The sequence below is a fragment of the Streptomyces sp. TLI_146 genome, assembly GCF_002846415.1.
Taxonomy (GTDB): Bacteria; Actinomycetota; Actinomycetes; order Streptomycetales; family Streptomycetaceae; genus Streptomyces.
This window is the reverse complement of sequence record NZ_PJMX01000001.1, coordinates 873,900-887,798: the sequence shown is the minus strand read 5'-3', so window position 1 is coordinate 887,798 and position 13,899 is coordinate 873,900. Positions and strand designations below refer to the sequence as shown.

13 protein-coding genes are annotated in these 13,899 nt (G+C 71.8%); 5 read left to right on the top strand and 8 right to left on the bottom strand.

Annotated features, from left to right (window positions below):
• Positions 1-20: 20 nt before the first annotated feature.
• The 4 genes from BX283_RS04005 to BX283_RS03990 all read right to left on the bottom strand — a co-directional run bounded on the left by BX283_RS04005 (position 21) and on the right by BX283_RS03990 (position 5,060).
• On the bottom strand, positions 21-539 hold the full coding sequence (locus tag BX283_RS04005; protein ID WP_101386276.1) for a hypothetical protein: 519 nt from the start codon (positions 537-539) through the stop codon (positions 21-23).
• The gene (locus BX283_RS04000; RefSeq protein ID WP_257581895.1) at positions 536-1,462 is read right to left on the bottom strand and encodes a class I SAM-dependent methyltransferase; all 927 of its coding nucleotides are present in this window, start codon (positions 1,460-1,462) and stop codon (positions 536-538) included. The genes BX283_RS04005 and BX283_RS04000 overlap by 4 nt, the downstream gene beginning before the upstream one ends.
• 37 nt (positions 1,463-1,499) lie before the next feature.
• The gene (locus BX283_RS03995; RefSeq protein ID WP_101386274.1) at positions 1,500-2,765 is read right to left on the bottom strand and encodes a MalY/PatB family protein; all 1,266 of its coding nucleotides are present in this window, start codon (positions 2,763-2,765) and stop codon (positions 1,500-1,502) included.
• 156 nt (positions 2,766-2,921) lie between these two features.
• Complete coding sequence (locus BX283_RS03990; RefSeq protein WP_101386273.1) at positions 2,922-5,060, bottom strand: M4 family metallopeptidase; 2,139 nt, start codon at positions 5,058-5,060, stop codon at positions 2,922-2,924.
• Between the two features lie 282 nt (positions 5,061-5,342).
• Between BX283_RS03990 and BX283_RS03985 the strand changes: the two genes are divergently transcribed.
• Entirely contained in the window at positions 5,343-6,275 is a 933-nt protein-coding gene (locus BX283_RS03985) for a hypothetical protein (protein ID WP_101386272.1), read from the top strand.
• Between the two features lie 112 nt (positions 6,276-6,387).
• Entirely contained in the window at positions 6,388-7,203 is an 816-nt protein-coding gene (locus BX283_RS03980) for an SDR family NAD(P)-dependent oxidoreductase (protein ID WP_101392115.1), read from the top strand.
• A 69-nt stretch (positions 7,204-7,272) separates the two neighbouring features.
• On the opposite strand, the gene BX283_RS03975 is transcribed toward BX283_RS03980, so the two are convergent.
• Positions 7,273-8,292: an NAD(P)-dependent alcohol dehydrogenase gene (locus BX283_RS03975; protein WP_257581892.1), complete on the bottom strand. Its 1,020-nt coding sequence runs from the start codon at positions 8,290-8,292 to the stop codon at positions 7,273-7,275.
• 67 nt (positions 8,293-8,359) lie between these two features.
• Complete coding sequence (locus BX283_RS03970) at positions 8,360-8,755, bottom strand: nuclear transport factor 2 family protein (RefSeq protein ID WP_101386271.1); 396 nt, start codon at positions 8,753-8,755, stop codon at positions 8,360-8,362.
• Between the two features lie 99 nt (positions 8,756-8,854).
• Here BX283_RS03970 and BX283_RS03965 point away from each other — a divergent pair, with 99 nt between their 5' ends.
• The 3 genes from BX283_RS03965 to BX283_RS03955 all read left to right on the top strand — a co-directional run bounded on the left by BX283_RS03965 (position 8,855) and on the right by BX283_RS03955 (position 11,042).
• On the top strand, positions 8,855-9,430 hold the full coding sequence (locus BX283_RS03965) for a TetR/AcrR family transcriptional regulator (protein ID WP_101386270.1): 576 nt from the start codon (positions 8,855-8,857) through the stop codon (positions 9,428-9,430).
• Positions 9,431-9,552: 122 nt separating this feature from the next.
• Complete coding sequence (locus tag BX283_RS03960) at positions 9,553-10,176, top strand: TetR/AcrR family transcriptional regulator (RefSeq protein ID WP_101386269.1); 624 nt, start codon at positions 9,553-9,555, stop codon at positions 10,174-10,176.
• Positions 10,173-11,042 (top strand): alpha/beta fold hydrolase, encoded by an 870-nt coding sequence (locus tag BX283_RS03955; RefSeq protein WP_180357039.1) that lies wholly within the window; start codon positions 10,173-10,175, stop codon positions 11,040-11,042. Before BX283_RS03960 ends, BX283_RS03955 begins: the two co-directional genes overlap by 4 nt.
• A gap of 4 nt (positions 11,043-11,046) precedes the next feature.
• Here BX283_RS03955 and BX283_RS03950 read toward each other — a convergent pair whose 3' ends face one another.
• Together BX283_RS03950 and BX283_RS03945 are read right to left on the bottom strand one after the other, a co-directional pair.
• Positions 11,047-13,116 (bottom strand): helix-turn-helix transcriptional regulator, encoded by a 2,070-nt coding sequence (locus tag BX283_RS03950; protein ID WP_101386268.1) that lies wholly within the window; start codon positions 13,114-13,116, stop codon positions 11,047-11,049.
• Between the two features lie 5 nt (positions 13,117-13,121).
• Complete coding sequence (locus BX283_RS03945) at positions 13,122-13,331, bottom strand: hypothetical protein (RefSeq protein ID WP_101386267.1); 210 nt, start codon at positions 13,329-13,331, stop codon at positions 13,122-13,124.
• Between the last annotated feature and the right edge of the window lie 568 nt (positions 13,332-13,899).

The window sequence follows — 13,899 nt, the reverse complement described above, 5'->3', positions numbered from 1 at the left end:
CTCCGCCTCGGCCCGGCTGACTACGGCCTGAGCACGTCGCCGTACCAGCGGCGGTGCACCGCGGGTTCGACTCCCAGCGCGGCCGCGCCCGCGATCGTGCCGATCAGCAGGGCGGGCCAGCCGCCGCCGTTGAGGAGCGCGCCGAGGCAGGCGGCGACGATGACCGCCGGGCGCAGGAGTGTCAGCGGGCCGAGGCCGATGACCATCGCGAGTGTGCTGGCGCGAAACGGCAGGAGGAAGTAGGCGGCGAGGGAGAGCAGGACGGCGGTGGCGTAGAGGGCGAGGGGGAGGAGGTAGCCGAACCCGCCTGCCGTCAGGGAGTCGTACATACCGGACCGGTCCGGCGCCGCCAGCAGCAGGAGGGCCGCGGCCAGCGCGGGCGCGAGCAGCAAGGCGGCCCCGGTGGCCAGGCCGCGCAGGGAGGCCCGGGCGTTGGCCCGGCGCTTGCGGATGCGGGCGTCGCGGCCCGCGTACGCGCGGAAGCCGCTGAATGCCGCGTCGACGAGGCCGAGGAGCACGAGCGGTACGGCGGGGGTCATCGGGTGGGCTCGATCAGGTAGTCGGGGCCGACCAGGCGGCGGGCGGCACGCCCGAGCGACCGGCGGAACGGGTCCTCCAGGTGCGGGCGCACACCGATGATCGGGCGCAGTGTGGTGCAGAAGGGGTTGGCCGCGCCACGGGGCTCGTACAGCAGGGGTGTGATTCCGGGGACGTCGGCGGCGCGAAGCAGCGTTTCGTCGCTGTGGGCGCGCCGGGCGGAGGCGACGCCGTCATGGCGGCCGAGCGGGTGGCGCATCCGGGCGAGATGGAAGATCCAGGCGCCGACGGGTGCGAGGCGGGTGGCGGCGATGTCGAAGTGGCAGAAGGCCTGCGCGGGGGAGGCGGCCTGGGACCGGAAGAACTCGGTCAGGGCGGGGCCGCGGAAGTGGTGCAGCACACCGGTGGAGATGTAGACGGTCGCCGCCTCCGGCAGGGCGAAGGCGTTTCCATGGACGAAGTGGCAGTCGAGTCCTTCGGCGCGGGCCAGGCGGCCGGCTTCGGCCACCAGCGCGGCGTCGAGGTCGACTCCGACGAGCTCGACGTCGGGGCCGAGCGCGTTGGTCGCGGCCAGCCAGCGGACCGCGTAGCCCAGGCCGCAGCCGACGTCGACCAGGCGGTACCGGCCGGGCCCGTTCGTCGCCCGGATCGCCTGGAGGAGCGGGCCGAGCAGATGGACGAGGCGTTCGCCGATCCGCAGCTCCTCGCTGAGACGCTGAAGCTCGGCATGGACGCTGATCAGCAGTCGGTCCACGGCGTCCGGGTCGAGCAGCCCGTCCCGGTCGGTGGGCAGGCCGGCCACGATGCGGGCGGCCCGGGCGTCACCGGCCTCGTCGAGCAGACGGATGACCTCGGCACGGGACACCGGGAGCCGGTGGCCGCTCCGCGGGTCCACCGCTGTGATCAGGTCGGATATCTCAAGCACGGGCACGAGGAAGAACCCTACGGCCTCGCCACCGGCCCTAGCGCAGGTGGCGGGCCACGGTGCGGCCCATCCGGGTGATCGCCTCGGTGAGGATGGACCGGGACGTGGCGAAGTTCAGGCGTACGTGCCCGGCTCCTCCCGTTCCGAAGATGTGACCGGCGGAGAGTGCCACCCTGGCGTCCTCCAGGAACAGCTGGGCGGGGCCGGCCAGGTCGGTGACGACCGCGAGGTCCGTGGGGTCTTCCTCCGGGGCGAGGCCGAGGGACCGGCAGTCGAGCCAGGCCAGGTAGGTTCCCTCGGGCCTGGTGTAGCCGATGCCGGGCAGGTGTTCCGCGAGGAGGTGGCCCAGCAGCGCGCGGTTCGCGTCCAGTCCGGCGAGCAGCGCGTCGAGCCACTGGTCGCCGTGGCGGTAGGCCGCCGTATGGGCGATGACGCCCAGGAGGCTGGCGCCGTGGTGGACCTCCTCGGGCAGTCGGCGCAGATCGGCGGCGGCCTCGGGTCCGGCGACGGCGAGTGCCGCCTTGATTCCGGCGAGGTTCCAGCCCTTGGTCGCCGACATGAGCGAGAAGGCGTCCTCGGCCCCGGGAACGCCGAGGTAGGGCGTGAAGCCGGCGCCGGGCAGCACGAGCGGGGCGTGGATCTCGTCGGCGACGACACGGATTCCGTACCGGCGGGCCAACTCGGCCACGTCGGCGAGCTCCTGGCCGGTGTGGACCGTGCCGGTGGGGTTGTGCGGACTGCTGAGCAGATAGGCGATCCTTCCCCGTCCGCTCTGCTGCCGGGTACGCCGGAAGGTCTCCTCCAGCACGTCCAGGTCGATGCGGAGATCCTGCCCGAGCGGTGCCTCCACGATCCGGCGGTCGTCATGGGCGATGAAGGCGTAGAAGGGCGCGTACACGGGGGAGTTGACGACGACGGGGTCGCCGGGGCCGGTGATCAGCCGCAGCACCTGGACCGCGCCCGTCATCACGTCCGGGATCATGGCGGTGCGGTCGACCGCCACACCGTCCCACTTCCAGCGGCGCGCGGCGAAGCCGGCCAGCGACTCGGCGAACTCACATCCGGCGGGATATCCGGTGTCACCGGCATCGACGGCCTCGCGCAGGGCGTCGACGATCGGCGGCGCGAGCGGGACGTCCATCTCCGCCACCCACAGGGGCAGGACATCCGCCGGATACGTACGCCACTTCATGCTCCTGCGCCGACGGAGCTGGTCGAGGGAGAGCGCCTCAAGAGGGTTCGGACACCCTTCGGTCACGGCGTCCGAGGAGCCTTGTCCACCAACGGCAGTCATCTTCAGCATTGGACCGCCATCTCGATCTCGGCGCAAGCGCCGAGCGGAGGTGTTTCCCGGGAGGTACGGGTGTGTCTTCGGCCGAGCAGGGAACGGCCCGGACGGGGTGTTGGGGGCATCCCGTCCGGGCCGTTCGTCAAGGCCGGTGCAGCGTGGTGCGCCGGATCAGCCGGTGGTGACCGAGGTGTCGTCGATCAGGAAGCTGGTTGCCAGCGAGGAGTCCTCGGCGCCGGTGAACTTGATGGTGACCGTCTTGCCCTTGAAGGCGGACAGGTCGAGGGTGCGCTGGACGTAGCCGCTCGGCGTGGCGTTGGAGTACGTCGCCAGGGTGGTCGTCGTGGTGCCGGAGACGACCTGCGCCTTGAGGGTGTCGTACGCGGTGGTGCCGGTCTCCTTGGTGTCGATCGCGAGCCAGAAGGACAGCTTCGGGGCCGCGGCCGTCGCCGGGATGGTCACCGACTGGGACAGGGTGTCGGTGTGGGTGGAGCCGTAGCCGTCCAGCCAGGCGTAGTACGAGCCGGTGTGGGCGGTGGCGCCGGTGTCGTTGGTGATGGCGCCGGAGGACGCGGACCAGGTGGTCGCGCCCGACTCGAAGCCGGGGTTCGACAGCAGGTTGGAGCCGCTCGGCGGCTGGGTGGTGGTGCCACCGCAGGTGGTCGCGGTCGGGGCGACGGCGACGCCGCTCCAGGCCTTCTCGACGGTGGTGCACTGGGTGCTGCTGGCGCCGTACAGGTCGGTCGCGGCCTTGATGGTCGCGGTACGGGCGTCCGCGTACGTGGAGGCGGCCGTCAGGTACGTGGTGAGCGCGCGGTACCAGATCTTGCCGGCGGCGTCGTTGCCGAGGCCGGTGACCGTACCGCCGTCGCAGGTGGGGCTGTTGCCGTAGCTGGACGAGCCGGAGCCGACCGCCATCAGGTAGAACCAGTGGTTGCCGACACCGGACGAGTAGTGCGGGTCCAGGTTCTTCGTGCCGGTGGTCCAGCAGCTCTGCGAGACGCCGTCCTTCTTCGGGTCGTCCATGTACCGCAGCGGCGTGGAGCTGATCTTCTCGCCGATGAGGTAGTCGGGCTTGTCCGCCGGGCTGTTGGCGTTGAACTCGACCAGGGTGCCGAAGATGTCCGAGGTGGACTCGTTCATGCCGCCCGCGTCACCGAAGTAGTTCAGGCCCGCGGTGGCCGCGGTGACGCCGTGGCTCATCTCGTGGCCGGCCACGTCCAGCTCGGTGAACGGCTTCTGGCCGGAGGCGCCGTCGCCGTAGATCATGCTGAAGCTGTCGTCGTCCCAGCCCGCGTTGGCGTAGTTGACGCCGTAGTGGACGAAGGAACGGGCGCCGACGCCGTCGTTCTTGATGCCGTTGCGGCCGTGGACGTTCTTGTAGTAGTCCCACGTGGCCTGGATGCCGTAGTGGGCGTCCACGGCGACGGTGGCACGGTCGGTGAGGGCTCCGTTGCCCCACACGTTGTCCGTGTCGGTGAAGGCGACGCCCCAGCCGGCCGGCGGCGAGTCGTTGGTGACGGTCTTGTTCTGGGCGTCCCGCGTCTCCCCGTTACCGCGGGTCGGATCCTTGAGCTCGAAACCGCCGGAGATGCTGCTGGTGCCCAGCGTGACGTCGCCGACCTGGTAGCCGTGGCCGGTTCCCGAGGCGGCGGCACCGGCGACGGCCGTGGTCTGCGGCGCGTTGACGGTGGTGCCCGGGACGACCGTGCTGTGGAAGGTGTTCCAGGACTTCCCGGCCTTGCCGGTCGTCGCGTCGACCAGCGTGTGGACGTGGCTGGGCGAGCCGTCGGGGGCGGTGCCGTCGACGACGACCTGCCAGGCGAGCGTCGGCGTGGCCGCCGTCGCGTCGACGACGAGATCGGCCTTGCTGCCCTTCCTGGTGCCCTTGAACGTCGCGGCGGCCACGGCCACGGCGCGCTGCTTGCTGACCTTCGGGGTCACCGAGAGGGACAGCGGGGCCTTGAGGGTCAGCGAGGTCGAGCGCAGCTCGCCGTTGGGGGCCGAGTGCACGATGACGTCACCGCCCAGGACGGGCAGGCCCTGGTAGCGGCGGTCCAGGTGGACATGGCGGGTGCCGTCCTTGTCGACCGTCACGTCGTGTGACAGGAAGGTGTCGTGGGCGCCCGCCCGGACCGTGTTGGGTCTCGCGGCCACCTCGGCGGCGGCGTCCCGCACGGCCTGGGCCTTGCTCGGCTTGGGCGAGACGGCGCGGGGACCCTTGGCGGCGGAGGCGGGGGTGCCCGCGCCGGCTATCAGAAGGCCGCTGACCGCGAGGGACAGTGTGCCGACGAACAGAGATCGTTTCATGGGGCCGGAGAATGGCGGGATTTACGTCTCCGGGGCAATGAGTTGCCAATTCTGTTTAATAAGGACCCCTGTGAAACGATCATGACAAGTAACGGGTGTGTGTCCCCGTTGTTTCCTGCCCTGATGGGCGCGCGTGTGCGGAGCAGAACGAACGGTCGGTGCCTGCACCCGCGCAATCAGGGCCCTGGCCAAGACTGTTCAGATCGTGACGTGTGTCACCTGCCGTTTGGCTGGATGTCGCTAGCATGTGGTCCCCCGCACGGCACGCAGGACGGATCACCTGTGCCCCCACAAACCCCGCTGCCAGACCTGGCCGACGCCCTGCGCCACGGCCCGTTCGAGGTCGCGCTCGACTGCGCCGTGCGCGCCAGCGGCCTCAGCCTGGAACGCATCCAGCACCGGCTGGCCGCTCGCGGGGTCGCCGTTAGCGTGACCACTCTCAGCTACTGGCGGCGCGGCCGCAGCCGCCCCGAACGCCCCCAGTCCCGCCAGGCCGTCCGGCTGCTGGAGGAACTGCTCGGGCTGCCCACCGACTCCCTGGTCTCCCTGCTCGGTCCCCAGCGCCCGCGCGGACGCTGGGTCAACCGCGCACCCCGGGTGCTGGAGACCGAGGATCTGTGGCAGCAGTACAAGAGCCTGCCCGGCCTGCTCGACGCGATGGGCTCCAACGACGACGGGCTGACCCGGCTCGCCGTGCACGACCGGTACGAGATCGACGAGAACGGCGCCGAGCGGCGGCTGACCGTCACCATGGTGCTGCGCGCCGAGCACGAGCGGGTGGACCGGCTGGTGCTCATCAGCCGCGGCGACGACCCGCAGCGCGAACTGCCCGAGCTCACGGGTATCCGTAATGCCCGTAAAGGGCGGGTACGTTCCGACACCTCGGTGCCGCTGTCCGTCTCGGAACTGCTCCTGGACCGGATCCTGACCAAGGGCGAGACCGACGTGATCGAGTACACCTACGCCTTCGGGACCACCGGTGCCCGCACCAGCGAGGTCGGCACCGGCTTCCGCGCCCCCGCCCGGCTCTACACCCTGGAAGTCCAGTTCCACCCCGACGCCGTCCCCGTCCGGTGCCACCGCTACTCCGGCACCACCGCCGGTGGCCCCATGGACCCCGCCGAACAGGTCTGGATCAGCGCCTCCGGCCGCGCCGCCTTCACCGTCGAGGACCCCGGGCCGGGCTTCCAGGCCATGCGGTGGGAATGGGAGTAACGGCACTGCCGCGCACGGCCGGTGAGGGGGAGCTTCGTCCGGGACGGCCACGCGGTACCGGCGCGGTCGGGGGCCGACCCGGCCGCGCGGGGTGAGGGGCATCATGATCCACATGACTTCCCCAGCGCCCTTCCCTTCCACCGGCACCACCCCCTCGGCCCGTGCCTTCCCTTCCACCGGCCGCCGCGTGCTCGTCAGCGGCGCCTCGCGCGGGCTCGGCCGGGCGCTCGCCCAGGCGTTCGCCGCCAACGGCGACCGGGTGGCCGTCCACTTCGGCTCGCGGCGCGAGGAGGCCGAGGCGACCCTCGGCTCCCTCGCCGGTACGGGGCACGTGCTCGCCGGAGGCGACCTGTCCGACCCGGTGGGTGCGCACGCCGTCGCCGAGGCGGCGGCCCAAGGGCTCGGCGGTCTTGACGTGCTCGTCAGCAACGCCGCCGTGAACCTCCCGCACCCGCTCGCCACCACCGCGTACGAGGACTGGGCGGCCGCCTGGCAGACCCACGTGTCCGTCAACCTCCTCGGGACGGCCAACCTCAGCCACCTCGCGGCCCGCCGGATGATCGAGCAGGGCGGCGGCGGCCGGATCGTCAACGTCGGCTCGCGCGGGGCCTTCCGCGGCGAACCGGACCACCCGGCGTACGGGGCGACCAAGGCGGCGGTGCACGCGCTGGGCCAGTCCCTCGCCGTGCACCTCGCCCCGTACGGAATCGCGGTCGCCTCCGTCGCCCCCGGGTTCTTCGAGACGGAGCGGGTCGCGCACCGGCTCAGCGGCGCGGAGGGCGAGGCGATCCGCACCCAGAGCCCGTTCGGCCGGGTGGCGTCGCCGGAGGAGATCGCGGCGGCCGTACTGTGGCTGGCCTCGCCGGCGGCGGAATGGGCCTCGGGGACGGTCCTGGACCTCAACGGGGCGTCGTATCTGCGGACGTGAGACGGCCGTGCTGGCACGCGGCCCGTCGGTAAGGGGCGGCAATCCCCGTGCTCACCCGCCACGTCAGGTTCAGGAGTGACTGATGACCACCTTGCCGAACGCATCGCCGCCGGCGTAACGAAGGTAGGCGTCCGCGGCCTGGTCGAAGGGGATCACGCTGTCGATGACAGGCCGGAGCCCGTGCGCCTCGATGACCGCGTTCATCGCGACGAACTGGGCGCGGCTGCCGACCGCCACGCTGCGGATGGTCGCGCCGGAGGCGAAGACGGCACGGGAGTCGAGCGGTGGGGCGGCATTGCCGATGAAACCGACGCACGCGATGGTGCCGGACAGCGCGATGGCGCGGACGGAGTCGTCGAGCAGCCCGGCGACGTCGACGATGCGGTCGGCGCCCCGGCCGTCGGTGAGGGCGCGGACCCCGCCCGGCCAGTCGGGTGTGGCTGAGTAGTCGATGACCGCGTCGGCGCCGAGTGCGCGCAGACGTGCGGCCTTGGCGGGGCCGCTGGTCGTGGCGATCACGCGCGCTCCCAGCACCTTGGCGAATTGCAGCGCGAAGAGGGAGACACCGCCGGAGCCCTGCACCACGACGGTGCTGCCGGGTCGGACGCCGGCTCCGTCACCGGTGAGCGCGTTCCAGGCGGTGACCGCCACACAGGGCAGTGTCGCGGCTTCCTCGTACGTCAGGTGTGCGGGAACGGCCACGAGGGAATCCGCGTCGACCAGAGCGAACTCGGTGAGCATGCCGTCCAGCGAGCCACCGCGCTGCGCGAGGTGCTCGGCGCCGAACGGTCCGTCCTGCCACGAGGGGAAGAGGGTTGCCGCGACGCGGTCGCCGACGCGCACGGCGTCGACGCCCGCGCCGACCGCGACCACCTCGCCCGCGCCGTCCGAGACGGGGACGACATCGGGTTTGACCGGCAGGACGTACGTCCCGTCGAGCACCATGAGTTCACGGAAACTCAGGGATGTCGCGCGCACCGCCACCAGCGCCTGGCCGGGGCCGGGTACGGGGGTGTCGTGCTCGCGGACGGCCAGGCCGGACAGCCCGGCCCCGCTGTGGGACAGGTGGTAGCTCCGCATCGGGGTCATGCCCTTCGTGTCGTACGACGTGGGTGGAAGCGCTCGTTGGGGGGTGCGTGGGTGTCGGCCCCGGGCGTCATGCGGCGTCGGACTCCGAAGCCAGCGGGACCTCTCCCACGGTCTTGCTGAAGCCGAGGGCCTCGACGATGCGGCCGTCCACGACGCGCATGACGTTGACGCCGCTCACCCAGTCGTGGGGGCCGTCCCCGAACCGGTAGTTCCACAAGATCGTGGCGCGATCGCCCGCCACGATCACCTCCTGCGGCATGAACTGCGAGGTGCGGTCGTCTGCGAGCGCGGCCCACCATGACGTACACGCCTCGCGACCGACGACTCGCTCGCCGGTCGGCGCGGGCTGGACGCTCTCCATGACGCATTCCTCGGCGACCAAGTCGGCCAGGAGGCCGGCCTCGTGGTCGGTGAACGCGCGGTTGAAGAGCTCGATGACGCGGGCGGTGCTGCGTACGGACACGAATCCTCCTGAGGAGAGATAGACCAACCGGTCTACTTCTGGCAACTCCTATAGATAGACCGGTTGTTCTATTGAGTCAAGGGCTGGCACAATCACGTCATGACCATCTCCGCCAAGCCGGGCCCCCGCGAACGACTGTTGCGTGCTGCCCAGGAGTTGACGTACACCCAGGGCGTCGGTGTCGGCGTGGACGCCCTGCTCAAGGCGGCCGGCGTCGCCCGGCGTTCGCTGTACGAGCACTTCGGCGGCAAGGACGGACTGATCGCCGAGATGCTGCGCCGCAGCACCGCGGAGGACGAGGAGCGGTACCGTGCGACGATGGCGGCAGCGGGCGACGACCCCCGCGTCCGGCTCCTCGCGGTGGTCGACCGGCTCGGCCGAATCGTGTCCGACCCGGACTTCCCCGGCTGCCGATACCTCGCCGCCGATCTAGCCCTCTCCGACCCGGACCACCCCGCACACGAGGTCACCCGGGCCTACCGACGCACCTTGCACGGCCTGTTCGCCGACGAGTTCGTCGCCCTCGGGCACGCGCGACCGGAGTTCGCCGCCGATCAGTTGCTCATCCTCGTCGACGGACTCCTCGCCGCCGGTGCGACCCGCCCCGGCAGTCGGTCTGTGGCTGCGTCGCGTGAACTCGCCGAGCACATCGTCGACTCCGGGCTCGGCGCCTGAGCCCCAGTGGGTGGCTCTCCCCTGGAACATCGCGGGCACGGGACTCTCCCGACCCTTGCTCCGATCCAGAGGCACCTCTAAATTTAGATAACTCTCTAAATTTCCCGAAGGGGTGTCCGCGTATGCAGCCGGTAGAAGGGGGCCTGCGTGAGCAGCACAAGGCCCGGCGGCGGAACCGGATTCTCGACGCGACGCGTGAACTCCTGCGGGAGAGCCCGGAGTCGGTGATCAGTACCGAGCGGATCGCCGAGCGGGCGGAGGTCTCCCCGGCCACCGTGTACAACCTGATCGGACCGCGCGACAAGATCTGGGAGGCGCTCGCCGCCGGGTTCATGGACGAACTCGAGCGCCGCCTGGCGGCGCGGGGAGCCGGTGACCCGAGGGAGGTCGTCAGGGCGACCGTCCTGCTGTTCGTGGACGACCCGGTCGTCTCGCGCCGTATGGTCCGTGAGTGGGAGGCGAGCGGCCTCGTACTCGACCGCAGTCCGCTCGGCCAACTCCGCCGGGCGATGGCGGATGCACGGACCCGGGGCCTCCTGCGCGCCGACATCGACACCGACGCCTTGGCCGCCGTGGTCGCCACGTCCTGCGTGGGCGCGCTGCACCAGTGGGTCGCCGCCCTGATCGACGACGACCGGTTCCTCGCGCGCGCCCTGTTCGCGCTCGACGTCGTACTCGCCGCGGCGGCCGCGGATCCCCACCGCGACCACCTGCTGGCGCCGCTACGGAAGAGAGGCACGGTATGACGGCCGACGCACTGCCACAGCCGCGCGGCTTCGTGGGCCGTGGAGGGATCCGGATCGCGGCCGACGTGTGGGGCGCGGCGTCCTCGCCGCCACTCGTCCTGCTGCACGGCGGCGGCCAGACGCGACACACCTGGGATCGGACCGGCCCTCGACTGGCCGCGTCGGGGTGGCGGGTCACCGCCCCGGACCTGCGGGGGCACGGCGCCAGCGGATGGTCGGCCGATGGTGACTACAACCTCGACCTGTTCGCCGACGACGTCCGGGCGCTCGTCGCCGAACTCGGCGAGCGGCCGGTACTCGTCGGCGCCTCGCTCGGCGGCCTGAGTTCGCTGCTCGCTGCCGGAGAGGTACCCAGGGCGGCGATTCGCGCCCTGGTGCTCGTCGACGTCGCCCACCGCCCCGATCCCCGCGGGGTGCGTCGGATCGTCGAGTTCATGCGCCGCTGGCCGGACGGATTCGCGGGCGTGGAGGAAGCCGCCGCGGCGGTGTCCGCCTCCCTTCCGCATCGCCCGTCTCCGGACGACCCCGAGAGCATACGGAAGAACCTGCGACGCCAGGGCGATCGCTGGGTCTGGCACTGGGACCCCCGGATGCTGGACAGCTTCGAGGGCCGGACGGACCCGCCCGGCATGGCGGAGCGCCTCCTCGACGCCGCCCGCCGCGCCGACGTGCCGATCCTGCTCGTCCGCGGCGGCATCAGCGACGTCGTGCGCGAAGACATCGCCGAGGAGTTCTGTGACGCGGTCCCCCACGCGCGGCGCATCGATGTGGCCGACGCGGGGCACATGGTGGCAGGCGACCGGAACGAGCACTTCATCGACGCGATCGTCCCGTTCCTGGAAGGGATCGAGCGGACGGCACGGTGAGCCGCTACTTCGTGGAGGATTTCGCGTCCGAGGCGGAGTGGTCCGTGGCCGTCGCAGCCCCACCCTTCCGCGTCGCGGCCCTGGGCAGGGTGGGGCCGGTGCCGCGGAGGGACTGCCCGTTGTACCACCGGGCCACCGCCGGATGCGTGAAGCCGATGCCCTGAGAGGTCCGCTGCAAGAGGCCGCGGCGCTGTGCGACGGCCAGAGCCTCCTTGAGGCATGGCGGGTCGAGGTCGCGCAGCCGCAGGAGCGAGCCGACGCACGCCCGTGTGTACGCCCCTTCCAGAGTGCCCAGCAGCAGACAGCAGCCCCCGAGCGCCACGACGACCGCCGCGACCCCCGCCCATTGCGTCGCATCCGCGCCGGGCATTCTCAGCAATGCGGAGAAGAGGACAGCGAGGAGAGATCCAGCGAGTGCGCTGAGCTTCATGTAAGGGGGAATGCGGAGCCGCCGACGGCCGGGACGGTGCCGCTCCAGGTCGTGACGCAGATACAGGTAGCCGCCCGCCGCCGCCGTCATCCCGTAGAACGCCTGGCCGAAGGTGAAGCACACGATGAACAGGGCCGCGCTGTACGCGGCGGCGGACAGGCGGCCCTGCCTCGGCCCCACGTACAAGGTGCGCAGATCGCGGACGGGGTCGCCCGAGCGGGCCGTGGCGCGTGCCGCCAGCCGTAGTGCCTTGTCGACCTGGGCGTCCTTGATCCGTTCATCGCCCGTGCGGCGCGGCGGCGGCGCGGCCGCGCCCAGCAGCCGGTCGACGAGACGGGCCTCCAGGGCGACCGCGCTCACGCCGTCCCGGACCAGCTCGCCCGGGTCGGCGCGGCCTTCGCTGTACAACAGCCGGGCAGCCGCCGCGAAGAAGGGGTCGCTCAGCAGCTCCCGGGCCGGAGCGTCCGCGTCGGTGCGGAGCGCCTCCAGCACCTGGGACCAGGCGGCGGCCTTGGGTACGGCACGGGAGGTCCGCTGTATCCAGCCGTCCAGGTCGGCGACGTTCAGGCGGCGGATCAGGATCCCGGAGCTTCGGGCGATCACGGTGTCGGTCCGCTCCACGGTCTCGGTGAACTCCGCCCAGCCGCTCACCAGCACGAACGAGGCTCGCTCCGGCAGTTGGTTGAGCGCATGCAGGAGGTGGCCGCGCCCCTGCGGGGAGAGTTTGTCGAAGTCGTCCAGCACGGGCAGCAGTCGGCGCTGCTCCAGGAGTTCGCGTACGTCGTCGGGGGAGGTGCCGGTCAGCCGACGGGCCAGCCAGCCCGCGATGCCGTACGGCTCGTCCTCGGCCGTCCAGTCGCTGAGCGAGACCATCACCGGCAAGGCGGCGCCCGTGTCGGTGACGTCTGGGCCGAAGCCGTCAGTGGCGGGGTCGGCATCCGGAACGCTCTCCGCGTCGGCGAGGAGCCGGGCGCCCAAGTGGCGGGCCAGTTCGGTCTTTCCGCTGCCCTTGTCGCCCAGGATGACCAGACGGCCTGAGCCGACCAGGGCGAAGACCTCGCCGATGTCTTCGTACGTGCCGCTCAGATCGGGATCGGCCGGACCGGGGTCGGTGAGGTCCCCGCCGACGGTGGTGTAGCGCAGCGGGATCGGCGCCGGATGGGCCCTCGGCCCCCAGGGCCGCTCGTCGCCGACGAGGGTGCGCTGGGCTTCCCGTTGCCATGTCTGCTCGTCCCTGGGCGGTGGCGCCATGGACGCGGTCGGGCGGGGACTCGGGGGCCGGGCCGAGGGCGCGCCGGGTGCCGGGGACGCGGTCGCGGGCGACGGGACGGCAGTACCGGGCTGCCCGGGGCGGGCCTGGTGGTAGGCCTCGGCGGCCCGGACGTAACGGGCGTGCCACAGGTCCCGGTTGGCTCCGGGTGCACACGTACGCACCCACGCCTCGACGAGTTCCGGACGTGGCAGGTCGCGGCCGGTGGTCGCCGCGCTGAGTGCGCCCTTGCTCCAGTTCGTCGCGCGGGACATCTCGTCGAGGGTCAGCCCGGCCGTGCGGCGGAGCCCGCGCAGGTGGTGCGCGAGCTCCGCCAGGGCCGGGACGGTGGTGTCGAGCGGGCGCTCCGGGCGCCCGCGCCGCCCCGTGCCCACGGCGGCTACCGCCGCTTCCGCGAAGCGGCGGTGAGCTGACGGGCGGGCTCCAGCGTGGCCGTGACCATGGCGATGAGGGAGAGGGCGGCGCTCGGGCTGTAACCGCCATGCGTCAGCAGCGCCGTCAGCACGGCGACGATGATGACGATGACGACGGTCCGGACGGGTGTGCCGAAGGGGAAGGGGGATCGGGAAGGGGAACCGGAGATCAACATGGTGACTCCTGCTGAGGTTTGACGGTCCGTGAGAGTGCATCGGTCGCCGCCTCGTGGTGGCCGCAGTTGGCGCTGCGGCCCGCTCACGCTGCCGCCGGGGCGGCGAAACGGGTGACGACCGACTCCCTCACCATGCCCCCGGCAGGGCCCACTGGACACCCTTGTGCGAGACGCACCCTTCGCCCCCGTATCAGCGGAATGCCCCTGCCGCTGAACAATGCCGCAGCCCGGCCGCCTGGCCTGAACAATGCCTGTGTTGCCCGCTCCCATCCTGGTCACGGCCACAGTTGGGACTCTGAAGAAGCCGGGGCGATGAACAAGTCCGTGAGGCGGCATACTCACCGCGAGGGGCGGAACCTTGAAGAATCCCCGCTCCTGCGCCGGGCGGACGGTCCGATGCGCATGCTCCACCGGGCGGAGCCGTTGGCGCGGCTCCGCTCCCCCGCCATGCACAGCCAAGAACCCCGCCCGCAGGGCGAGTTCCCGGAGAAGCGTCGCGGCGGGCAGGCCGCTTGCCATAGGGTCGGACCTGCCTACAGCGGTGGCCTTCAGCCCCACGGGGAGCGGG

Coding starts and splice junctions, on each gene's coding strand:
- BX283_RS03965 (WP_101386270.1), top strand. CDS start 8,855: ATGACCATCTCCGCCAAGCCGGGCCCCCGCGAACGACTGTTGCGTGCT.
- BX283_RS03975 (WP_257581892.1), bottom strand. CDS start 8,292: ATGACCCCGATGCGGAGCTACCACCTGTCCCACAGCGGGGCCGGGCTG.
- BX283_RS03980 (WP_101392115.1), top strand. CDS start 6,388: ATGACTTCCCCAGCGCCCTTCCCTTCCACCGGCACCACCCCCTCGGCC.
- BX283_RS03955 (WP_180357039.1), top strand. CDS start 10,173: ATGACGGCCGACGCACTGCCACAGCCGCGCGGCTTCGTGGGCCGTGGA.
- BX283_RS04005 (WP_101386276.1), bottom strand. CDS start 539: ATGACCCCCGCCGTACCGCTCGTGCTCCTCGGCCTCGTCGACGCGGCA.
- BX283_RS03960 (WP_101386269.1), top strand. CDS start 9,553: ATGCAGCCGGTAGAAGGGGGCCTGCGTGAGCAGCACAAGGCCCGGCGG.
- BX283_RS03945 (WP_101386267.1), bottom strand. CDS start 13,331: ATGTTGATCTCCGGTTCCCCTTCCCGATCCCCCTTCCCCTTCGGCACA.
- BX283_RS03995 (WP_101386274.1), bottom strand. CDS start 2,765: ATGCTGAAGATGACTGCCGTTGGTGGACAAGGCTCCTCGGACGCCGTG.
- BX283_RS03990 (WP_101386273.1), bottom strand. CDS start 5,060: ATGAAACGATCTCTGTTCGTCGGCACACTGTCCCTCGCGGTCAGCGGC.